At 36.6% G+C, this 23,760-nt stretch carries 16 protein-coding genes; 2 read left to right on the top strand and 14 right to left on the bottom strand.

What is annotated here, in order from left to right; translation table 11 throughout:
- The first annotated feature begins 216 nt into the window (after positions 1-216).
- On the top strand, positions 217-7,905 hold the full coding sequence (locus AC0L7T_RS12375) for a PAS domain-containing protein (protein ID WP_473342950.1): 7,689 nt from the start codon (positions 217-219) through the stop codon (positions 7,903-7,905).
- Positions 7,906-8,034: 129 nt separating this feature from the next.
- Here the strand turns inward: AC0L7T_RS12375 and AC0L7T_RS12380 are convergent, their stop codons facing one another.
- The 5 genes from AC0L7T_RS12380 to AC0L7T_RS12400 all read right to left on the bottom strand — a co-directional run bounded on the left by AC0L7T_RS12380 (position 8,035) and on the right by AC0L7T_RS12400 (position 12,743).
- Positions 8,035-9,504 (bottom strand): Gfo/Idh/MocA family protein, encoded by a 1,470-nt coding sequence (locus tag AC0L7T_RS12380; protein ID WP_473342951.1) that lies wholly within the window; start codon positions 9,502-9,504, stop codon positions 8,035-8,037.
- Positions 9,505-9,688: 184 nt separating this feature from the next.
- The gene (locus AC0L7T_RS12385) at positions 9,689-9,865 is read right to left on the bottom strand and encodes a hypothetical protein (RefSeq protein WP_473342952.1); all 177 of its coding nucleotides are present in this window, start codon (positions 9,863-9,865) and stop codon (positions 9,689-9,691) included.
- Entirely contained in the window at positions 9,865-10,275 is a 411-nt protein-coding gene (locus tag AC0L7T_RS12390) for a hypothetical protein (protein WP_473342953.1), read from the bottom strand. The genes AC0L7T_RS12385 and AC0L7T_RS12390 overlap by 1 nt, the downstream gene beginning before the upstream one ends.
- Positions 10,272-11,114, bottom strand: a complete 843-nt coding sequence (locus tag AC0L7T_RS12395; RefSeq protein WP_473342954.1) for a hypothetical protein — start codon at positions 11,112-11,114, stop codon at positions 10,272-10,274. Before AC0L7T_RS12395 ends, AC0L7T_RS12390 begins: the two co-directional genes overlap by 4 nt.
- A gap of 930 nt (positions 11,115-12,044) precedes the next feature.
- A complete protein-coding gene (locus tag AC0L7T_RS12400; protein WP_473342955.1) occupies positions 12,045-12,743 on the bottom strand; it encodes a class I SAM-dependent methyltransferase in 699 nt (232 codons plus the stop codon).
- A 157-nt stretch (positions 12,744-12,900) separates the two neighbouring features.
- On the opposite strand from AC0L7T_RS12400, the gene AC0L7T_RS12405 reads away from it, so the two are divergent.
- The gene (locus AC0L7T_RS12405; RefSeq protein ID WP_473342956.1) at positions 12,901-13,845 is read left to right on the top strand and encodes a ketopantoate reductase family protein; all 945 of its coding nucleotides are present in this window, start codon (positions 12,901-12,903) and stop codon (positions 13,843-13,845) included.
- 349 nt (positions 13,846-14,194) lie between these two features.
- Here AC0L7T_RS12405 and AC0L7T_RS12410 read toward each other — a convergent pair whose 3' ends face one another.
- The 9 genes from AC0L7T_RS12410 to sufB all read right to left on the bottom strand — a co-directional run bounded on the left by AC0L7T_RS12410 (position 14,195) and on the right by sufB (position 23,746).
- A complete protein-coding gene (locus AC0L7T_RS12410; RefSeq protein ID WP_473342957.1) occupies positions 14,195-15,904 on the bottom strand; it encodes a DEAD/DEAH box helicase in 1,710 nt (569 codons plus the stop codon).
- Between the two features lie 262 nt (positions 15,905-16,166).
- Positions 16,167-17,453: a citrate synthase gene (locus tag AC0L7T_RS12415; protein WP_473342958.1), complete on the bottom strand. Its 1,287-nt coding sequence runs from the start codon at positions 17,451-17,453 to the stop codon at positions 16,167-16,169.
- 294 nt (positions 17,454-17,747) lie between these two features.
- Positions 17,748-18,164: a BrxA/BrxB family bacilliredoxin gene (locus AC0L7T_RS12420; protein WP_473342959.1), complete on the bottom strand. Its 417-nt coding sequence runs from the start codon at positions 18,162-18,164 to the stop codon at positions 17,748-17,750.
- A gap of 24 nt (positions 18,165-18,188) precedes the next feature.
- Entirely contained in the window at positions 18,189-18,539 is a 351-nt protein-coding gene (locus AC0L7T_RS12425; RefSeq protein WP_473342960.1) for a DUF59 domain-containing protein, read from the bottom strand.
- Positions 18,532-18,963 carry a SufE family protein gene (locus AC0L7T_RS12430; protein WP_473342961.1) on the bottom strand — a complete coding sequence of 144 codons (432 nt, stop codon included), beginning with the start codon at positions 18,961-18,963 and terminating at the stop codon, positions 18,532-18,534. Before AC0L7T_RS12430 ends, AC0L7T_RS12425 begins: the two co-directional genes overlap by 8 nt.
- The gene (locus AC0L7T_RS12435) at positions 18,963-20,219 is read right to left on the bottom strand and encodes a SufS family cysteine desulfurase (protein WP_473342962.1); all 1,257 of its coding nucleotides are present in this window, start codon (positions 20,217-20,219) and stop codon (positions 18,963-18,965) included. Before AC0L7T_RS12435 ends, AC0L7T_RS12430 begins: the two co-directional genes overlap by 1 nt.
- A complete protein-coding gene (gene sufD / locus AC0L7T_RS12440) occupies positions 20,194-21,501 on the bottom strand; it encodes a Fe-S cluster assembly protein SufD (RefSeq protein WP_473342963.1) in 1,308 nt (435 codons plus the stop codon). The genes AC0L7T_RS12435 and sufD overlap by 26 nt, the downstream gene beginning before the upstream one ends.
- 25 nt (positions 21,502-21,526) lie before the next feature.
- Complete coding sequence (sufC, locus tag AC0L7T_RS12445; protein WP_473342964.1) at positions 21,527-22,288, bottom strand: Fe-S cluster assembly ATPase SufC; 762 nt, start codon at positions 22,286-22,288, stop codon at positions 21,527-21,529.
- Between the two features lie 12 nt (positions 22,289-22,300).
- The gene (gene sufB / locus AC0L7T_RS12450; RefSeq protein ID WP_473342965.1) at positions 22,301-23,746 is read right to left on the bottom strand and encodes a Fe-S cluster assembly protein SufB; all 1,446 of its coding nucleotides are present in this window, start codon (positions 23,744-23,746) and stop codon (positions 22,301-22,303) included.
- Positions 23,747-23,760: the final 14 nt, after the last annotated feature.

The following is a 23,760-nucleotide window of genomic DNA, read 5'->3' on the forward strand; positions in this document are numbered from 1 at the left end:
TTTAGCCAATTGGTTGAGGTTCTAGTTTTTTTATGTCCTAGCCCTTATCTTGAACACTATTTACAATTCAGGTCAAATATTGTGAGTGCAAAAAAGAAGGATATGTTTTTTTTAAGCCCTAAAAGGTCTTAATTACCATAGATTTCATATTAATTGTTTATTTTTAGATAGTCCCACAATTTTCTGGGGTGAAATACAAAGTTTTTTATATATAAAATGGATGTTAACAGCAAAAGTGGAGATAATAAATTAATTGATAAGGGAATTGATGCAGAACTAGATTCCATTACTAGCCTTGTTACCATTTTAACCGAGGCACCTATAAGCATTGTTTTTAAAGTTGAGGAAGAAAACGTGTTGATCAATTCTTGTCAGGGAATAGAAGCTAAGGATGTTCCCGACACATCATCTTTAGCTGAATTTATTGTTGGTAAGGACCAAGAAATCCTTCTTGTACCTGACGCCAGAAAGGACCCCAGGTTCTCAACAAATCCTCTAGTAAATTCTTCCCCAGGTATAGTTTTTTATGCTGGAGTGCCTTTAATGACCTCGCATGGCCAATTATGGGGCATGCTTTGCGCTATTGATTTTAAACAGAGGGAATTAAATGAAAAGACTATTAATGGACTTAAAATTCTTGCATGGCAGGTAACCAAGCTTCTTGAATTGAAAAAAAGTCAAAAAGACCATGAGGTTACAAAGGTGCATCTTGAAATTGAAACCAACAGGCTAAACACTATTTTAGAAGCCACACAGGTCGGAACCTGGGAATGGGACATTGAAAATGATGAAGTGACGGTAAACGAACAGTTTGCTGCCATGGTTGGGTACAAGGTTGAGGAGTTGGCACCAATTACCATGGACACCTGGTATAAATTATTACACCCAGAGGATAGAAATTCTTCAGATGGTATTTTACAAGCTTGTTTCAATAAGGAAATTGATTATTACGATAAAGAATGCAGGTTATTGCATAAAGAGGGCCATGAGGTATGGATCAATGATAGAGGTAAGGTTACGAAATGGTCCCAGGATGGAAAACCTTTAAGGATGTCTGGTACCCATACAGATATTTCTATAAGGAAGAATAACGAAATTCAATTTCGTGTAATTTCTGATAACATACCGGGTGTGGTATTTCGTTTCCAAAGATATCCTGATGGTAAAATCACCTTTGGTTTAGTGAGTAATGGAGCCATTCAAATTTTTGGGTTTAGTCCAGATCAGGTAATGGAGAATAGCCACTTGATAAATGAAAGGTTCCATAAAGATGATATCAAAGGGAATATTGATTCAATAATGAAATCTGCTTCAGAATTAAGCTATTGGAACAGAGAGTACCGGTACCATCACCCCGATGGTTCTTTGAGATGGCACAAAGGAACCGGAAGCCCTCATAAATTAGAAGATGGTAGTGTGGTTTGGGACGCTATTATTTTGGATGTCACTAAAAGGAAGGAAGCGGAAAGTAAGCTGGGCAAAACGGTAATGTCCTTACAGAATAGAATTAAAGAACAAGATTGTATTTATAAAATTAGCAGATTAAGTTATTCCTGGTTTCAAATTGATGATTTTTTCCAAAGGGCAGTTAAAATCCTTCCCTCAGCATGGCAAAACACTAAAAAAACATATGCTAAAATTACTTTTGGAAATAAAGAATATTTCAGCTCTGGTTTTAAGCTGACTAAATTTTCTTTAAAATCAGAATACATAGTACAGGATAGGGGATCTTTATTTCTGGAAATTTTTATACTAAAAGACACCAATTCCAATGAAAAGAGGAGCGAATTGGAAAATGATAGGAGATTAATTAACACCTTAGTTTATCATTTAGGGACGTATTTAGACCAATTGAGTAGCCAAGAGGCATTAAACGTATCAAATAAAAAAATTAACTCACTGATAGAATCCATACCAGGGGTGTTTTGGGAATCCCACCCCAAAACATTTGAAATAAACTACATCAGTCCTCAGGTAAAAGACATTTTAGGTTATTCTGTAGAGGAATGGATGCAAGCACCGAATTTTTGGGAGGATCATATCTATGAAGCCGATAAGGAGCATGTAATGCAATTGATTTCAGAAAATTCACTTTCTGACAATGATTTCATTATTGAGTATCGCTTTTTGGATAAAAATGGGCAATTAAAATGGATCAGTGATTTGGTGAAAGTAATAAAAGAGGATGGCAAGGAAGTGATGTATAGGGGACTAATGGTCGACATTACACAAAGGAAAGTTGCTGAAATTGCCTTAAAAGAAAATGAAAAAAGATTTAAGGCATTGATAGAAAATGGAGGAGATGCGATTGCAATTTTAAGTGCCAATGGGGAGATGAAATACATTTCACCATCAATCACCCAGGTTTTAGGATATACTGAAGAAGAAGGATACCAACTTAAGCTAAGAGAAATCATTCACCCAGATGATGCTGAACTTGTTTCCGAAAAACTTAAGGAAGTCTTGGCTACTCATGGTGTGCCCGTTGAAGGGCATACGGCAAGGTGTAAACACAAGGATGGATCCTGGAGGTGGCTGGCGTCTACAATGACCAATTTATTGGACGATCCGAATATTAACGGAATTGTTGATAATTTCAGAGATGTAACAACTCAAATAGAACTTAACGAGCGTATAACAAAGAGTGAAAATAGGTTTAAAGCCCTTGTTCAAGAAGGATCAGATCTTACTTCTATTTTATCTATAGAGTCAAAATACATATATGTAAGCCCTAACTATCCTCAAATTTTAGGATATGAAGAAGCCGAAATGATAGGTAGTAGCGCTATAGATAAGGTACATCCAGACGATTTGGAAAGAATGGTAAATGAATTGGCAGGAATAGCCTCTCAACATCGATTAAAGTGTAGCCCTTTTCGGTACAAGAGAAAAGATGGAACCTGGTGTTGGTTATTAAGCACAGCGACCAACCTGTTAGATGATCCTGCAGTAGAAGGATTGGTCTTTAATAGTGTTGATATTACAGATTTAATTAAAGTCCAGGAAAAATTAAAAACAAGCCAAGCCAGGTACAAAGGTTTTTATGAATCACAGACCACTTTTGTTATTCGAACGAACCTTGAAGGATTTATCACTTATGCCAATACGAAATACATGGAAACATTCGATTGGTTGTTTCCTAATAAGTCCTATAAAGGAATCAATTTGATAAACACAATACTGGAAAAGGAAAGACCTAAAGTAAAAGGAACAATAAATAAGTGCTTAAGACATCCCGGAAAAGCATTTAAAGTAGAAATTCAAAAATTGAGAAATGGCGGAGGGTTTTATTCTACCTTATGGGATTTTGTGGTCATTTTAGGTACAGATGGTCAACCAAATGAAATTCAATGTAACGGAATAGATATATCTGAGCGAATCGCATTTGAAGAAGAATTGAAAAAAAGTAATGAGCGATTTGAGTTGGTTATGCAAACCGATGCCGGGAGTATTTGGGATTTAGACCCCGTCACAGGGGATATGTTTTTAGGGGAAGGTTTTAGTAAAAACTTCGGAATAATAATTGACGAACCCTCCAAAAACTATAGTATTTTTTATGACAGTATTCATCCTGATGATACAGCGATTTATCAGAATAAAGTTCAGCATATAATTCACAACAGTATAGATAAACAATGGGAAGCCGAATACCGTCTCATAAAATCTAATAGTGAATACGCTTATGTTAAGGAAAAAGCAGTAATTCTTAGGGATAGTAAGGATAAAGCGCACAGGGTAGTTGGCGCTATTAAAGACGTTACATTAGAACATTTTTATGGGGAATTGGAAGCCATAGAAAAGGAGTTAATGGAAGGAAGCATGAATCAGGATGCCAGACTTACTGATTTATTGCACAATTACCTTTCCAATCTGGAAACGCTATTCCCTTCGATTAAAATCGCTGTTTTTAAAGTTTTTGGTAGACAATTGCAAAATTATGTTATTCCTTCCTTATTGGATTCTAATGATTTAGACTTTAAGGACTTTGAACTTAATTTAAACGATGAGATTGAGCAGGGGAATGCTCTTGACTTTTTGAACAGTGAAGTATTTGTAGCTGACATAAAAAAAGACAAAAGATGGAACAGATTGGTAAATTTTGCCAATAAAATAGAGGTAAATAGCTGTTGGTCCTTACCTATTTTTAATTCAGACGGAAAGCTGGATGCATTACTTATAAATTTTTTTGAAAGTTCAAGGAAACCAAGAGATTTGGAATCTTATGCGATTCAAAAAAGTCAGCGAATTTTATCCATGGTGTTAACCAAGTTTGAATATCTAGAGAATTTACATAAAAGTAATGAGCGTTTTACTTATGTGAACATGGCGACCAATGATGCTATTTATGATTGGGATTATAACTTGGATGAATTTCATTGGGGAGAAGGGTTTTATAGGATATTTGGTTATAAAAAGGGTGAAGAAATAAATCAAATTTCGGAATGGGTTACGTTTATGCATACTGCAGATTCAAAAGTAACCGATGAGATTTGGGATGATTTTGTGCATAATCCTTCTGAAAATAGCTGGCATAAAGAATACCGGTTTTTGCATAAATCAGGACACTTCCTACATATAGAGGAAAGTAGTTATATGATTAGAGACGATTCTGGTAGGCCATTGAGAATGATTGGTGTGTTAAGGGATAAATCAGATGAAAAAGAAGATTTCTACTTAAAGGAGGTTCAACACGAAATTACCAATCAATTTAAAAATGAAGTAGCACTCAAGGAAATATTACATGGTGTTTTAAAATATATTACTGCCTTTTCAAATCTTGTAGGTGGAGAAGTTTGGTTATTAAGTAAAAAAGGAATTGAAATCAACTTGCTCCATGGTTATTGGACTGATCAAAGCCCAATATGGTTGAAAGATGATATTTTTGAAATAGGAGCAGATTTTGCTGAGCATGTTATGAATTCAGGTGTTTATTCAGAATCCAAAGACTTTTATGAAGCCTCTAGGCACGAAGGTCTCAACCCAGAGATGCAAACCCATATAAAATCTATTTTAGGAATTCCGCTGGTTCAAAATAATTTTAAGGTAGGGGTTATGCTCTTGTATACTAAAGAAAACATCACTTTACCTAAAGATTGTAAATTGTTTTTTGAACCGATTGGTAAATTATTGGCGGGTGAAATTAAAAGAAAGCAGCAGGAAGAAGAAATGAGTTTGCTCTTTAAAAGTGCGCCGGAACTGCTTACCATAATTGGTCCTAGCGGCTACTTTGTTAAGGTTAATCCCTCTTTCTGTAATTTGTTCGGTTATTGTGATGAAGAAATGTTGACCAAAAAATTTGAGGACCTTATCCATCCGGAGGATAAAGAATTTTCGATTCAGAATTTTTCTGTTAAGGAGGGTATTCAAGCCAAAAATTTAACCATTCGTTACCGTACTAAAGCCGGCCTATACCGATGGATTTCCTGGAATTCATCAGATGAATTTGGTGAGGAAGGATTGGTTTTTTCATTTGGTCATGATATTACAGAGATGGTGGAATTACAGACCTTGCTTGACAATGCCTCTAAACTGTCAAGGATGGGAAGTTGGGAAATTGACCTTGTAAATAATTCAAAAATCTACATGTCTGCTACCACTAAAGAGATTTATGGACTACCAAAGGAAAGTTTACCTCAATTAGATGACCTTTTAAAAAGGTTTTCTGGAGAAGATAAAATGCTGGTTGAGAAGTCACTTGATCAGGCAATTAACAAAGGTGAACCATGGGATTATCAGATGCTATTATCCCTTCCAAATGGAAAGCAAAAGTGGATCAGGAGTATAGCGCAAGCAGAGTTTAACAATAATCAATGCGTTCGGATTTTTGGTTCCATTCAGGATATTCACAAGCAAAAAACCAATGAAATTGAGTTGGCAAAAAACAACCAATTATTAGAAGTGATTTCAAAGGTTATCGAAAAATTCCTTTTGGTAGAAGATTGGAAAGATGCAATAGAAGATGTCTTTGTGCTCACTAGTGAGACGGTTGAGTTAGACAAGATCAATTATTTTCAGAAGGATTTAGTTTACGAAAATAATGGGAATGAATTTTTCAGTAAAAAAGTGGAATGGAGTAAAGATGGAATTAAAACATATACCGAAAAAGATGCCTTTCAAAACATTCCTATTGCAGAATTTTCTGAAATAATAGATGTTTTAAATTGTGGAAATGTATTCAATGTCCATACCAAGGAATTACCCGATAGTAAATTAAAAGATATTTTTGAGGCAGGTGAGGTGCATTCATCTTTTTCTATCCCTATTATGATCAATAGTGAATTCTATGGATTTTTAGGGTTTAATGACTGTACAAGAGAAAGGAGTTGGACGGAGAGTGAAATTTCATTTTTATTCACTGTAACTTCTAACTTGTCCTCAGCCATCCAGCGTAGCAATAGCCAATTGGCGCTCCAAAATTCATTCGAGGAGAAAAACACAATTTTAGAGAGTATTGGGGAGGCCTTTTTTGCGTTGGATAGTAATTTCAGGATTTTATATTGGAACCAACGTTCAGAAGAAATAATGGGAGTGAGCAGGGGTAATGCCATAAATTCAGAATTGTGGGAGGTGGTACCGGGAATGAAAAACAGTTATACTCAGGAACAATTTATCTTTGCTTTAGAAAACCAATCAAAAGTTCATTTTGAGACGTTTTCAGAACATATGAATATATGGTTAGACATTAATGTGTATCCTTCATCAGAGGGTATAAGTGTTTTTATCAAGGACATTACCCAGGAGAAGAACACTTTAGAAAAAATTCAACTATCGAACGAACGGTTTGAGAAAATTGCCGAAGCAACCAATGACGCTATATGGGATTATGACCTGGTAAACAAAAAATTATTCCGAGGAATAGGGTTCAATACACTTTTTGGATATGAAATAAAAGGTGATACTCCAGATATGGAGAATTTAAAATCATTAATTCATCCTGATGATCGGGAAAGAGTTGGGGTCAATTTTAATAAATATTTACAAAGCGATTTTTTAACCAATTGGTTTGAAGAGTACAGGTTATTGTGTAAAGAGGGTCATTATGCATTGGTTATGGACCGAGCCATTTTTATTAGAGATAAAAATAAAAAAGTCACGCGAGTAGTCGGTGCAATTACAGACATTACCTATAGAAAGGAATATGAAGAATCCCTGCAAGCCTTGAATAACCAAATGGCCCAACATGCCAAAGAATTAGAAAGGTCGAACAATGAACTTGAGCAATTCGCTTATGTGGCATCACATGATCTACAGGAACCTTTACGAATGGTTAGTAACTTTATGGGTTTGCTAGAGCGGAGATATGGAGATAAACTCGATAAAAAAGCCCACCAATACATTGAATTTGCGGTAGATGGTGCCAAGCGCATGCGTCAAATTATTATGGATTTGCTGGAGTTTTCTAGAATAGGAAAGCATGAGGACAAGTTAAAAAGCTTGGCAATTATGGATTTGGTAGATGAAGTTTGTGTCCTACAGAAAAAAAGAATAAATGAGACCAATGCAATTATTAAATACAAAGGCCTTCCTGTGATAATAGCTTATAAGACGCCTTTATTTCAAGTCTTTTATAACATCATAGGCAATGCTTTAAAATATAGAAGCGAACGTGAAAACCCAATCATCGAAATTAAAGCGCTAAAAGAAAAAGACAATTGGTTGTTTTCAGTAATCGATAATGGTATTGGAATAGCTCCTGAAAATCATGAAAATATTTTTACCATATTCAATCGATTACATAGCAAAGAAAAATATGAAGGTACAGGAATGGGCCTTGCCATTGTGAAAAAAATAATTGACAATTTTGGCGGGAAAGTTTGGGTAGAATCGCAAAAAGGAGAAGGAGCTACTTTCTATTTTACTTTGCCTATAATTGTTCCAAATTTAGATAATGAGGTACAATCCTAAACCACAAAACTTAGTTCTTCCCAAAAACTGGATAAGTGCTAACCTTCATCTATTCAAAATTCATAGAAAAAGATAAAGCCCTGAAATTTATAATTTCAGGGCTTTATCAAAATGAAAATAATTTAAATACTAAATTTTTGGCAGTTCAAAACCTGCTCTGTATTCCTTCGAAACAAACTGATTCGCAGGTTCAAAATTGGTTACTTTCATGTTTTCACCATCCCACAGCAATTTAATATCTCTGCCTGGATAGTTGTATCCTTTTCCATCAGATTTCGCTTCCCTGTAGTCATGGCTCTTAATCGCTAGATTTCCCATCAGTACTGATTCAGTCAGCGGTCCAGCTATTGAAAAAGGAGAACTTAACTCATTGAATTCTTTGCTGCCATGTCCTGCAATACAAGCATTGACCCATTGTGCATAATGGCCACCAATTGCTCCTTCTACCCTTGGTAAAGTTGGCGCAACGTTTACACTATCGTTAATTGAAGAGGGTAATAATTTAGGGTTAATACCATAGGTAGAACACATCATTTTGCCTCTGGTACCTTCTATAATTACTCCGTTTCCTCCATCTCCCATTTCTTCATTTGGTCCAAGTTCTTCAGGTCTGCTTGGCTGGATACCACCATCCATCCAATGAAATTCAAGGTTACCTCCATTTGGCTTATCAAATCCTAGGGTAATGTGTGAAGATGGCGGACAGCTCTTAGGGAAGTATCCTCTAGTAAATTCTCCGGTATATACAGAACCTACACTACATTCTGCTCCTGTAGGGTACCCTAAATCCAATGTTCGGAAAGCTGGTTCCATTAGGTGACAAGCCATATCTCCAAGTGCTCCTGTACCGAATTCCCACCATCCTCTCCAATTGAAAGGGTGTAGGTTTTCAACATATCCCATTTGCTCAGCAGGTCCTAGCCATAGATCCCAGTTAAGGTTTTTAGGCGCTTTTTTACCAGACTCTCCAGGCCACGGAACACCTTGAGGCCATACTGGACGGTTGGTCCAACATTGAACCTTGGTAGCCTCGCCAATTAATCCTGCAGCATACCATTCACGCATTTGTCGAACGCCGTCTCCAGAAGAACCTTGATTCCCCATTTGGGTTACCAGTTTGTATTTTTCAGCAGCTTGAGTAAGTATACGGGCTTCCTGAATGGTATGGGTCAATGGTTTTTGCACATAAACATGTTTTCCCATTTTCATTGCCATAAGTGCCTGGATGGCATGATTATGATCTGGGGTTGATACAGAAACTGCATCGATATTGTTATTTTCTTTTTCTAGCATTTCCCTAAAATCGGCATAAAATTTTGCCTTAGGATAAGCTTCAATGCTACCAGATGCCCTTACTGGATCTACATCACATAATGCCACAATTTCTGCATTCCCACTTTCATAAAAGTTTCTAATATCACTTCCGCCTTTTCCTCCTGCACCGATTCCGGCTATCCTAAGTTTATCACTGGGGGCTTTAAAACCTGGCCCTCCAAGTACATGTCTAGGTACTATGTAAAATCCTGCAACAGCAGTGGTGGAGGCTTTTATAAAATTCCTCCTGGAATTGTTTTTGGTGGATTTATTGATGTCTTTCATTGGTAATTTTTTTATTTATTATAAAAGTCTAAAATATTAAAATTTTGCGAAACTTTTTTGTTTTTTTATATAAAAGGAAGCTTTTTTTAGGGCTTGGTACTTAATCTATATATAGACGATGGTTAGCGCAAACATGTATTTTAACCCTTATTAATACTAAAAATAATTCAAATCAGGCTCAAACTCAATTGGATTTGTCTTTCTGCTTCGTTAGTTTATTTGATTTGTTGGGCAATTCCTCTTGCTTTTGAAGAGGTAAAAGATATTCCTCTTGAATGTCAGGATCATTTTGAAAGCAAACAGGAGAGAAATTTTCCCTAATCTTGTTTTTTGTTTTATGCTTTTTTTGATCCTTCATCATTAACTTGTTTTCTCTTTTACCAGATCAGAGATAAATGCAATGTTGTCACTGATTGCAGCTGGGTTTTTGTCAATAATTGCCAATCCTAAATCCCCTAAGGCACCTATAAAATCAAATGCTTTTTGAATGTCTATCAAAGAAGTTATGCTACTTTTTATCTCCTTATTGATATTTTCTAATTTAAGAATTGCCGTTGCAGTTTCTTCGCCGACTATGAGGGTGGATAAAAGTTTCATCTCCCTGGCTGTTTTCATCAATTGAGTTGATTTTTTCCCCATTTCCAGAAAGGTATCATGGCTAATTTTCTGTTGGCTGATTTTTTCAAATCGATAATCATTGAATTTTTTCGCGATCTCTAAAAATTCATCAGCCAATTGGCTTATAAACTCACTGTCCAATCTTTCTTTCATTTTTTCAGTTGCTCAAAAGCATAATGTAATGTGTGTAATTCTCTGGATACTTTGCCAATTTCTTCCTTGAAATTGGCACTATTTAATTTTGTTCCTGCTTCAATCAATTGATGGTGCTTTTGAGCAATTAAACTAATTACGTCAATCAATACCTTGATTTGATTGCTTCGGCTTTTATTGTTTTCTAACAACCTGTAATACTTATCCGCAGCCAAAGCCTTATCTACAGTGTTTAATGCTGGATCAAAGGTCATTGTTTTATAATAAGAATACCAGCTCTCTTCCTGTATGGCCATTAAGCCCGAAAGGTTTTCCTTTAGCACAAATGTCAGCTTATCGCTGATAATTTGTTGATAAATATCTGCCTCTACCATATAGGATTTTATTTTATTTTTCCTGTATTGGCCTGTGACTGCCTTTAAGCTAATTTCTGATAGCTTTTGGAAAGCCAATAAATGTTCATCATTAATCTGGATTAAATTAGTAGCCCCTAAAACAGCCGTAGGTCTGTTCAAATTGTATTGGTTAATATTCATCGATGAAAGCTGATAAAGGCCTTCCCAGTAATCGATTAATGTCAGATACATATTGTAGACCTGATCATCTGCTAATTGATAAGGTTCACAAGAGCAATTTAGTTCTCTTTCAATTTCAAATTGACTTATTTTGTTAAAAGTACAATCTTCAATACAACTTGTATAAAAGCTGTAATCCAATTCTCTAAATTTCCCGATTCCTTCCAGTGCATCAGCAGACAAGTCTTGCACTGGTCTTAAACTCGTACAGGAAATTGCCAGCAGGCTTGCTAAGTAAGTGGCATTTCGGAAGAATAGATGCATGGCCTAAATATACCCATAATTCTTGTAATCTGAGTACTAGTGCCTGGCGTAGTGAGGCAAATAAACCAGTATAGTTGGTCTTGAATATACAGTAAGTTGTGGAATAATACCGAATTTGTATTTATTAAAGGGATATAATCCGGTATAAATCGAAAATTCATAATAATTTCGACTTTATATTAAAATATATCTCATTGTATTCAGGCTTTTCAATCTTGCTGTAATCTCCACAAGCATTCCGTTTACAGGTTCTCCAAAAAATCAATAGGTTATGCCAGCTACTAAAAATAAATCTTCATCGGCTTATATTTTAATTCTATCATCTATTAATTCAATTTCTGGATGATGCCATCAATGTATTAATTGAACCAATAGATCCAGGTAAGCGGTGACTTGAATTGCTTTCGATTATTTTAATAATTTTCGAAAATAAAATAAGACTTCCTATTATAAATCTTACTTAAAATATAAATGCATAAGTCCTCTATTAGTAATCACAGCTGATTTATTGAAGTTAGTATTTAATAGGAAGCTGTATAGGGAAATTAACCCTTTCTTTTGTCTACTTCTCGGCTTGGGTTCCTATGGGTATTCCCGTGTTTAATTACGTACCTCTATATTGATGATTTCCACAACTAATTAGAAAAATACGTCAAAATAAATTTGCCATTTGGGTCTTCAAAAAACAATCCTTCCGTCAATATTAAAATACCTTTCACCTTCAAAAATTAAAGTCTGCTACTTAAAGGAGGGCCTGGTAATTAAACTACTGATTTGGCCCGTAAAAGGCATCCTAATCAAAAAAGATACCTCCTTAACTAAACCGACGGCTGTTAGTTTACTGTCAAAGGATTTTCGTTGTGATATAGAATGTCTGTTTAGGGGACTATTATTTTATGTGCTTTAAAAGTAAGTAAGAAATGTAGTTTTTTATTGGGGTTTTTCACACAAATATTTTTTAAATACGCCGTCACTAAAATGCTCCTCTTTAATAATAAAGCCAGCATCTGATAAGAGTTTTCTCATGATCCAGTCAAATGTGGAATACTCTTCCTTAAAATGGATAATAGTGTCGTCCTTCATGAAATCTCCCCCTCTTTGTTCCTGTCGACTAATAAAACCATTGATTATCTCCCTTGATTGCTGATCAGGTATTACCATATCGTATAAAAAGAACCTCCCTCCAGGTTTCAAGACCTGAAATATTCTATTTAGAGTAATACTTTTCCAATAGTCTGGGAGGTGATGAAGGGAGAGGGAGCTGATCACTCCATCCACATGGTTTTCCGGAAGTTCAAAATTTAGGTACCCTGTATGAGAAAAAGTTATATTTCTGGCATTGACTGATTTGGCTTTAGATTTCGCAAATTTCAACATGTTTTCAGACACATCGATCGCATATACTTTTGCACAGATTGAAGACAGATGAATACTAAAGTTACCTGTGCCACACCCGATGTCCAATACGATTGAATTTGGGTTTGGACCTAACCATTCTATTGTTTCCTTGATCTCCTTGGCAAGGTCCCTGAAATCATCATGGGACGGGTCATAAACAGCTACCTCCTCCTGAGAAGAATAATCTTTGCCAGTTTGCTGGAATTCATTATAGCGCCAATCCTGATACATATTTATTGCATTTAAAGTTATGGTGGGTTTACAAAATTAACTTTAGTTTTTTAAATTTATTGATTTTTAAAATAAATAGCTGGTTATTGGACATTAAAGATTGGAATCCATAAATAGGAAATAATGTCAATATTTCAATGTAATTAAATATAATAAAATGAGAGAAAAATCGATAGCTATCCTTGGAATAGGAGGGGTAGGTGGGTTTATAGGCGCTAAAATTTTAGCTAAACGGAAGGATGATTCAATAAAACTTGATTTTATTTCACGAGGGACCACCTATGAAAACATAGCATCAAAAGGACTAATATTTACCTCACCAGAAAAGGAAGTGGCTTTGAACCCTGATGACCTATTGCTTAGTGGTAAGGTGGATGTTCCTTACGATCTTGTGATTTTGGCAACAAAGTCACAATCAATGGAAAATGCAATAATTGAAAACAAATCCATTTTTGGTGAGAATACTTTGGTTCTTCCCCTTCAAAATATGGTAAATGCTGCTCAATGTGTCCGATCTTTGGTTGATAAACCAGAAGTTCTTGATGCCTGCATATACTTGATCTCTAATGTTCAAAATCCCGGGCATATCAAGCATTTGGGAGGTCCCGGAAAGGTTATAGTAGGTAAACCCCTTACAGATAAATTTGATTGGGCTTTTAAGTATTTAAACCAATGTGGTGTTCCTTTAATGTTGGTGTCTGACATAGACACGCACCTTTGGAAAAAGTTTTTATTCATCTCAAGCTTGGGAACATTGTCAGCGGCGCATGATGTGACCTTAGGTGAAATAAGGACCAATCCTGAATTGAAAAAACAATGGATATTTTTGATGGAAGAATTGATTCAATTGGCGCAAAAGCTTGGGGTACCGATAGAAAATTCAGACCTAAAAGCTGCGCTAGATATGCTGTCGAATTTTCCTGCTACTGCTAAAACTTCCTTTCAACTGGATATAGATAGAGGCGTGGCTGGGGAAAAAAAGACTTTGGTAGATGAAGTGATTAGTGATTCACTAGCAAATGGATTAACCTGCCCTTATTATCAGGAGATGGAAGAGAAAATTACAGCCAGGTTAAAGACCATGGCTCAGGCCAGCACTTAATCCTTTTTGTTTTGGTTTTTTAGTCAAAACTTTAAGTGTATATTTCCTTATCCTCACCTTTTCCCAACTGGAGTGATCTTATAGAATAAGGCTATTTAAAGGCCGAAGGACCTGTCTTCGTTCCCTTGACACAGGCAGGGCGATACGACAATGTAAAGCAGTATTGAATTTGCACTGATTTGCCGAAAGAATTGAATGCAATTGCCTTTATTTGGTCATCTTGTTATTTCCCTCAAGGTACCCATACAAAAAGCCATCCTATTATGGATGGCTTTTCTATTCGTAATTCACTTTTGAGTTAACGATTGACCTGAATTATGCAATATTAAACCTATTGCAAATTTCGGGTTTAAGGTTTCGAGATCTCAAAATTTACTTGTTTACCTTTGATGGTATTCGTATTCATGACATTGATTACATGAGAAACATCTTTCTTAGGGATGTCTACAAATGAAAAGCTATCAAAAATATCAATTTCACCTATACTTCCTCCTGAAACACCAGTTTCTCCAGCAATAGCACCAACAATATCATTAGGGCGAATCCTGTCTTTTTTACCTAAATTCAGGAAAAGACGAGCCATATTTGGTTCTCTTTCTTTTTTGCCGCCTCTTCTGCTACTGCGGTCTCCTCTTTCTCCAGAACGTCCTCTAGGGCTAGCACCCCTGTCGCGATCATTTCGATCTCTTTTAGGCCTTCTGTCATCCCTTCCTCCCCGATCTCTGTCTGGAGTAAAGTTCATCTCCTTGAACTTATCTATTGCCTCACCCAATTGCATCTTTACTAAACTTAGTGCAATTTGTTCCGTGGTGATGCCTTCAGCCTGAAGACTTTCAATTGCCTGCTCAAATACAGTGTTGTCTTCTTCTTTGGCCAGTTGTCCTTGTATATCTTTGGTCAATTGGTCTTTTTTCATCTGAACAAGCTGGTCCACAGATGGTGGCGCTGCTCTATCTATAGATGTTTTAATAAACCTTTCAAGATCTTTGATTTTACCAGAATCTCTTCGTCCAGAAACAAAACTTATCGCTGTTCCTGTTTTACCAGCTCTTCCTGTACGACCAATTCTGTGAACATAATTTTCTTCATCAAGTGGAAGATCATAATTGAAAACAGCCTGAACATTTTCTACATCAATTCCTCTTGCTGCAACATCAGTTGCTACCAATACTGAACAATGTCCTTTACGGAATTTGTTCATCACTTTTGTTCTTTGCGCTTGAGACAAATCGCCATGTAAAGCCTCTGCAGGTATTCCTTTGGCTGTCAAATCTTCAGTCACTTCATCAGTCACCCTTTTAGTGTTACAGAAAATAACACTAAGCTTATACTCATGAAGATTAATTAGTCTGCTTATCAAATCAGTTTTTAATCCTGATCTTACCTCATAATAGAGCTGCGAAATATTTTCTACAGTAAGTTCCTTTCGAAGAACCTTAATGATTTCCGGATCTGTTTGATATTTTCTGGTTAGTTCCAGAATCGGCTTAGGCATAGTGGCTGAAAAGAATACTGTTTGCCTTTCTTTTGGCATTGAGCTCAGTATTTTTTCAATGTCATCACGGAATCCCATGTCCAACATTTCGTCAGCTTCATCCAACACGATGATGCTTACCTGACTAAGGTCTAGGGTTCTCCTGTCCATGTGATCCATGATCCTACCAGGAGTACCTACTACGATCTGAACACCTTTTTTTAAACTTCTAATTTGTCTATCAATAGCCTCACCACCGTATATACACGTAGAAGAGATCTTCCTGTTGTATTTGGTTAATTTGACGATTTCCCCTTCTACCTGAACGGCAAGTTCTCTGGTAGGGCACAAGATTAGTGCTTGAGGTTTGTTATTAGAGCTGTCAATGCGGTCAATTATTGGTATACCGAAAGCGGCTGTTTTGCCTGTTCCTGTTTGTGCCTGACCAATTAAATCTACACCCTGTAATAATAAAGGGATTGTTTGTGTTTGAATAGGGGAGGGTTGGGTATAGCCCATGTCTTCCACTGCCCTTAAGATTTCTTCCGAAACCCCAAGGTCTGAAAATGTTAATTCTTTTTCCATGAAATGTGTTCCTTACTTCTCTGAGCCACGGTATTCCAAAATATCCCAGTGTCGATCAACAATAAGGAACCCCACGGCGTAGGAGAAAATGTATCTTTTAAATAAGTTGCAAAGGTATGAATTTTAAACCTCATTTACAACTATAATAAAATGTTAAATAGAATAAATCACAAATAACTGTAGATTTTTCTAAATTTTATTTTGAATTAAATCAAAAAAAGGGTCATTAGACCCTTTTTTTATATTGAAGTTATGGTTTTTATTATCTTTTGTCAATTGTTACAAAATCTCTTTCGGTCTCACCTACATATACTTGTCTTGGTCTACCAATAGGTTCGTTATTTTCACGCATTTCTTTCCATTGAGCAATCCATCCTGGAAGTCTTCCCAATGCAAACATTACCGTAAACATATCTGTAGGTATACCTAAAGCTCTGTAAATAATTCCTGAGTAGAAATCAACGTTAGGGTAAAGTTTCCTATCTACGAAATACTGGTCGTTAAGGGCGGCACTTTCCAATTCTTTGGCAATGTCTAATATAGGATCATTTATACCAAGTTTTTCCAAAACTTCATCCGCTGCTTTTTTAATTATTTTTGCTCGAGGATCAAAGTTTTTATACACCCTATGACCAAAGCCCATCAGTCTGAAAGGATCATTTTTATCCTTAGCTTTTTCCAGGTATTTTTTCGAATCTCCTCCGTCAGCTTTAATGGCTTCAAGCATTTCGATTACTGACTGATTGGCACCACCATGCAAAGGTCCCCATAGGGCATTGATTCCAGCTGAAATGGAAGCATAGATGCTGGCTTGAGATGAACCTACCATTCTTACTGTAGAAGTAGAGCAGTTTTGCTCATGGTCAGCATGAAGGATCAATAACTTGTCCAATGCTTTTGAAATAACAGGATCTATTTCATATTTTTCAGAAGGGACAGAGAACATCATTTTCATGAAATTACCACAGTAGTCTAAGCTATTGTCAGGATAATTTACAGGATGTCCCATTTTGTTTTTATAAGCCCACGCAGCGAAGGTTGGCAATTTTGCCATTAGCCTCACTATGCTCAATTGAATTTCTTCATCCGTATTGTTGGGATCTAAAGAATTTGGGTAAAAAGCAGTCAGTGAACAAATCAGGGAGGATAAAACCCCCATAGGGTGCGCTACTGAAGGGAACCCGTCCAAAATCTTCTTAATGTCCTCATGGACGAGAGTATGTTTGGTGATTCTATTTGAAAAATCGTCGTATTGGTCGGTAGTAGGTAATTCACCATTTATCAACAAATAAGAAACTTCTAAAAAATTAGAATTTTCGGCCAAGTCTTCAATATTGTAGCCTCTATACCTTAAAATACCTTTCTCCCCATCTAAAAACGTAATGGCACTTTTTGTCGACCCCGTGTTTTTAAAACCAGGATCAATGGTTATTAAACCCGATTGCCCACGTAATTTTGCAATATCAACTGCAATTTCATTTTCTGTACCTTCGGTGACTGGAAGATCGTATTCTTTACCTTTAAAGGATAGTTTAGCAATATCCGACATGTGTTTATAATTAAATGATTTTATAAATTACTAAATGCTTCAGTTAAAATAGATTTGAATACAATTTAGTAAAAATTGGTTAATATTTTCCCAAAATGCAATTCGAATGCTTTTGAATTGATAAATGAAAATTAAAACTTTATTTGGAAAAAATAAAAAATGTCCTAATTAAAGCAATTAATATATCTGTTATTTCACCAATTCAGATATATTTCTAGTTGAATTGACCAAATTTATCTTAAGCGATTTTTATTGTTTTCAGGCAAGGAAAAAAACACCCCTTAGGGGTGTTCCTTAACAGAAGTGTTCGAAAACTTCTACCAAATGATCGCCGATCATTTGTGCATTTCTTCCTTCAATATGATGCCTTTCAATAAAGTGTACCAATTCACCATCTTTAAATAAAGCCATGGCTGGAGAGGAGGGAGGGTAAGGAAGTGTCAATTCCCTAAATTTTGCTACAGCATCCGCATCATTGCCGGCAAATACCGTTGCCAAAACATCAGGCTTCTTGGAAGCCTTCTCTATGGCAGTACGAACTCCTGGTCGAGCGGCCCCTGCTGCACAACCACAAACGGAGTTTACAACGATGAAAGTAGTTCCTTTATGGTCTTTAAGATGATCTTCAACATCCTGAGCCGTTTTGAATTCCTTGAAACCAACTTCTGTAAGCTCTGCACGCATTGGTGCTATCAATTCTTCTGGATACATATTTTTTTTGTTTATAAGTTATTATTATAAAAATCCCAACTCTAACTTTGCTACTTCTGACATCATGTCCTGTGAATAGGGAGGGTCAAAGGTAAGTTCAACTTCAACATTGTTGATACCTTCTATTTTAGCGACACTCTCTTTTACTTCGGAAGGGATTGACTCCGCAGCAGGACAATTTGGTGATGTAAGGGTCATCAGTATATATACATTGTTTACGGGGTAAACAGTGATTTCATAAATTAGACCAAGCTCGTATACATCTACTGGGATTTCAGGATCATAGACATCTTTAATCGCATTGACGACTTTTCGCTTTACCTCTTCCTGATCGTCTGTTGATTGATCTGTTTTTTCCATAGCTGAATTATGCATTTATTTTGGCTTTATACGCTATTGCATATAGCTTCATTTGTTTTATCATTGCTGAAAGTCCGTTTGACCGCTGCGAACCTATAATATTGCCCATACCAATCTTCTCTATAAAATAAAGATCTGCATTTATTATTTCACCGGCGGTTTTCCCTGAGAGCACCCTGATAAGCAAACTGATTAGCCCTTTGGTAATGTCTGTATTTGAGTCTGCTTGAAAATAAACTTTCCCATCTTCAAAGGTTGTTGTTAACCATACTTTAGATTGACATCCTTTAATGATATTGTCTTCTTTCTTTTCTTCTTCAGGAAATTCAGGTAGTTGATCACCAAGCTCCATGATATAGTAGATGGTTGACTCCTTGTCATCACCCAGAATTTCAAACTCACTAATAATTTCTTCCTGAATACTGTTGATTCCTGCCATTAATTTTTCCTTTTTGAGATTTTAGTCAAGCTCTCAACAAGCCTGTCAACTTCTTCTGTGGTATTGTAAACAGCAAAGGAAGCCCTGACAGTTCCCTCAATCTTAAACCGCTCCATAAGTGGTTGGGTGCAATGGTGTCCGGTTCTAACTGCGATACCGGAGGCATCCAACATCATTCCAACATCAAATGGGTGAATATTATTTATGCCAAAGCTTAAAACACTTACTTTTTCTCTGGCAGTACCAATTGGAATAAAACCTTTTATTTTGGCACACCTCTCGTTTGCATGAATCAATAGTTGGGTTTCATGCTCCCTAATAGCTGCTTTGCCTAACTTATTGATGAATTTGATGGCTTCACCAAAAGCTATCACATCCCCAATATTAGGGGTTCCGGCCTCAAATTTATACGGGATGTCATTGTAAGTGGTTTTTGCAAAAGTAACCTCCTTTATCATTTCACCCCCTCCTTGATAAGGTGGCATCGCTTCTAGAAGTTCCCGTTTTCCATATAAGACACCTACTCCTGTTGGACCGTAAATTTTATGAGCCGAAAATGCGAGAAAATCGCAATTTAAGTCCTGAACATCTACCTCTAAATGAGCAGTGCTCTGCGCACCATCTAAAAGAAATTTCGCTCCAAATTCATGAGCATGTGCTATCATTTCCTTGACAGGATTGATTGTTCCTAATGCATTGGAGGCATGAACGACGGCTACCAATTTGGTTTTATAGGACAAAAGATTTTTGAAGGCTTCTAAATCTAGTTCCCCATTGTCATGAATAGGTATAATTTTTAAAATTGCACCCTTCTCTTCACACAACATCTGCCAAGGAACAATATTGGAGTGATGCTCTAAGGTAGAAATAACAATTTCATCACCCTCCTTTATGAATTTTCTACCAAAGGTAGAAGCCACCAAATTTATGCTTTCGGTGGTCCCTTTAGTGAAAATTACTTCCTCCGATGAGGGCGCATTTATAAACGCTTTGACAAGCTTTCGGGTTTGCTCAAAATAGTCAGTAGCTCTTGAAGCTAAAGTATGTGCCCCCCTGTGAATATTGGAATTATCCACCTCATAATATTTCTCCAAGGCTTCAATTACTTGAATTGGTTTTTGAGTGGTCGCTGCATTGTCAAAATAAACCAAAGGTTTTCCATTTACTTCCTGATGAAGTATAGGGAAAAGCGCTCTGATTTTATTTTCAGCTATAATTCCCGAATAAATACTATTTAATGGCTCCAAGTCGCTCATGTACTATTTCTTCACAGTATTTTTTAAAGGCTTCGTTGTTGATATGTTCAAGTACTTCACCTGCAAATGCATAAAGCAATAAGGATTTGGCACTTTCTTTTCCTATACCCCTTGCCCGGAGATAAAAGAGTGCTTCTTCGTCAAGTTGCCCAGTAGTACAGCCATGAGAGCATTTCACATCATCCGCCCATATCTCAAGTTGAGGCTTCGTATTTAAAATGGCATCCTCTGACAGTAAGATATTGTTGTTTTGCTGAAAGGCATTTGTCTTTTGTGCATCCTTTCTTACGAAAATTTTGCCATTAAAAACACCTCTTGTATGGTCAGTTAAAATTCCTTTATAAAGCTCATTTGATTCAGAATGAGGTTTCTTGTGATCAACATTGGTATGATTGTCTACATGGGTTTTCCCATTCAGCATATAAAGACCATACATATTGGCTACACAATTACTATCATTGATGTTGAAACTAAGGTTGTTCCTTAACATCTCTCCTCCTAGGCTTAAAAGTACAGTGCTGAAGGTGGCATCACGCGCTATATTGCTACTTGTATTGCTTACTCCTAATTCAGCATTGTGTCCATTCTGAAGTTTATAATGACGAATGTGTGCATTGCTTTCAATGTTCCATTCTTCAACTTCATTAAGGAAGACGGATGCCTCATTAACAAATATAGTTACTTCTATAACGGTAGCCTGGCTATTTTTCCCTGCATGGAAATAGGCTCTAGGATGAACGCACTCACCATTTGCATCAGCGCTTACAACATCTACCAATAGAATTGGCTGTTCTAATATTGCACCCTCTGGAATTTCTACCCGAATACCCGATTCAAAAGAATAAGAATTTAAAGCTGTAAAGGCATCTTTGCTTACAGTTTCAATCGATCCAATTTCCTTGACCTCTTCTGCATTAAGGACAGAAAATGGTTTAACTATAAATGCTCCATCACTAGTGGATGATAACTCGGGTTCAAAAACGCCATTGTTTCTGACAAGTTTATACCCTTTAAGGGAATTAAACAACTGATTGCCTTTCAGTACATCTCCAATATTGTTGATGGTACTGGGAGAGGCGTGTTTTTTTATCTTGTCAAGAATTCGTTTGTTAATATTGGTGAATTTATACTCTTCCTCCTTTAAGGTAGGAAAGCCGGTTTCGTCCAGTGATGATTTCGCAGCAGACTTCAATTCATTAAACAGGCTGGATTTGTCTAAATTCGCCTGGGCTGAAAGGAATAACTCAACCAGTTGATGGTCTTTTTTTGTTGATACTGTCATTAGAAATTAAAATCTAGGATTAAAATTAAACCGTTGCTCCTGATAATTCATCCTTGATCCAGTCGTAACCTTTGGCTTCAAGTTCTAGTGCCAATTCTTTTGTACCAGATTTTACTATTTTACCTTTGTAAAGGACATGAACAAAATCAGGGACAATATAATCCAACAAACGTTGGTAATGGGTCACGACTATGGTGGCATTGTCTTTCGTTTTGAGTTGATTTACTCCGTTGGCCACAACTTTAAGCGCATCGATATCTAAGCCTGAATCTGTTTCATCCAAAATGGAAAGTGTTGGTTCCAACATGGCCATTTGGAATATTTCGTTTTTCTTCTTCTCCCCACCGGAAAATCCCTCATTCAAAGCCCTACTCAAAAGCTTTTGATCTATTTCCACCAACTTCATTTTCTCCTTCATAAGGGAAAGGAATTTCACCGCATCTAATGGGGTTTGGCCTCTGTACTCCCTTACTTGGTTAACAGCAGTTCTTAGGAAATTTGTAGAACTAACACCCGGGATTTCCACTGGATATTGAAAGGCAAGAAAGATTCCCTCTCGTGCCCTATCCTCTGGACTAAGTTCCAGAATGTTTTTGTTTTTAAAAGTAACCGATCCTTCTGTTACTTCATATTCCTCTCGTCCAGCCAAGACTGAAGCTAAAGTTGATTTTCCAGAACCATTGGGTCCCATTATGGCATGCACTTCCCCTGCTTTGATCTCAAGGTTTATACCATTCAATATCGGGCTGCCTTCAATTGCAGCATGTAAATTTTTTATTGATAACATTTTTTTAATTTTTTAACCTACGCTTCCTTCTAAAGTAAGGGCCAAAAGTTTTTGGGCTTCTACAGCAAATTCCATAGGGAGCTGATTCAACACTTCTTTGGCATACCCATTAACAATAAGTGCTACCGCATCCTCTGAGCTAATTCCTCGCTGGTTGCAATAGAAAATCTGATCTTCTCCAATTTTAGATGTAGTTGCTTCATGTTCTACCTTAGCAGTAGGATTTTGAATATCTATATATGGGAATGTATGCGCACCACATTGATCACCCATTAGGAGGGAGTCACATTGTGAGAAATTTCTGGAATTGGTAGCCCTTTTCATTACCTGAACCTGACCCCTATATGAATTCTGTGATTTCCCAGCTGAAATACCTTTAGAAACGATTCTTGAACGGGTGTTTTTCCCGATATGAATCATTTTTGTACCTGTGTCAGCCTGTTGGTAGTTATTCGTTACCGCAACAGAATAAAACTCACCTATAGAATTGTCACCTTTAAGAATACAGGATGGGTATTTCCATGTGACAGCAGATCCAGTTTCAACTTGTGTCCAGGAAATTTTAGAATTGTCACCAGCACAAATACCTCTTTTTGTTACAAAATTATAGATCCCACCTTTACCATTTTTATCACCAGGGTACCAGTTTTGAACTGTAGAGTATTTTACTTCAGCATTTTTTGCTGCATAAATCTCTACAACCGCTGCATGGAGTTGATTCTCGTCCCTCTGAGGTGCCGTACAGCCCTCTAAATAAGATACATAAGATTGGTCTTCTGCTACAATAAGGGTTCTTTCAAACTGCCCTGTGTTGGCAGCATTGATCCTGAAATAGGTTGAAAGCTCCATAGGGCAACGAACGCCCTTCGGTATATAACAAAATGAACCATCTGAAAATACGGCAGCATTAAGTGCTGCATAGTAATTGTCGGTGGCTGGTACAACAGACCCAAGGTATTTTTTCACCAAATCCGGATGTTCTGTCACAGCCTCACTAAAGGAACAAAATATTACCCCTAGCTTTGAAAGTGTATCTTTGAAAGTAGTTCCCACAGAAACAGAATCCAACACCACATCTACTGCAACACCCTGAAGTCTTTTTTGCTCATTTAAAGAGATACCTAACCTCTCGTATATTTTCAAAAGCTCAGGATCTATATCGCTAATTTTTTTGGACTTGCTTTTTTGTTTTGGAGCTGAATAATACCTCAATGACTGAAGGTCTATTTTAGGGTAATGAACATTGGCCCAAGTAGGCTCATCCATTTTCCTCCATTGTTCAAAAGCTTTGAGACGCCAATCCAAAAGCCATTTTGGCTCTTCTTTTTTTGAAGAGATCCATCGAATGATGTTTTCATTGAGGCCAATTGGAGCTTCATCAGCTTCGTAATCTACTGACCATCCGTGTTCATACTCTCTGGATGTTAATTCTTCTAAGATTTCATTGTCCTTGCTCATAAAAAAGAGTTATT

The sequence above is a fragment of the Cyclobacterium sp. 10D3-21 genome (assembly GCF_055809755.1).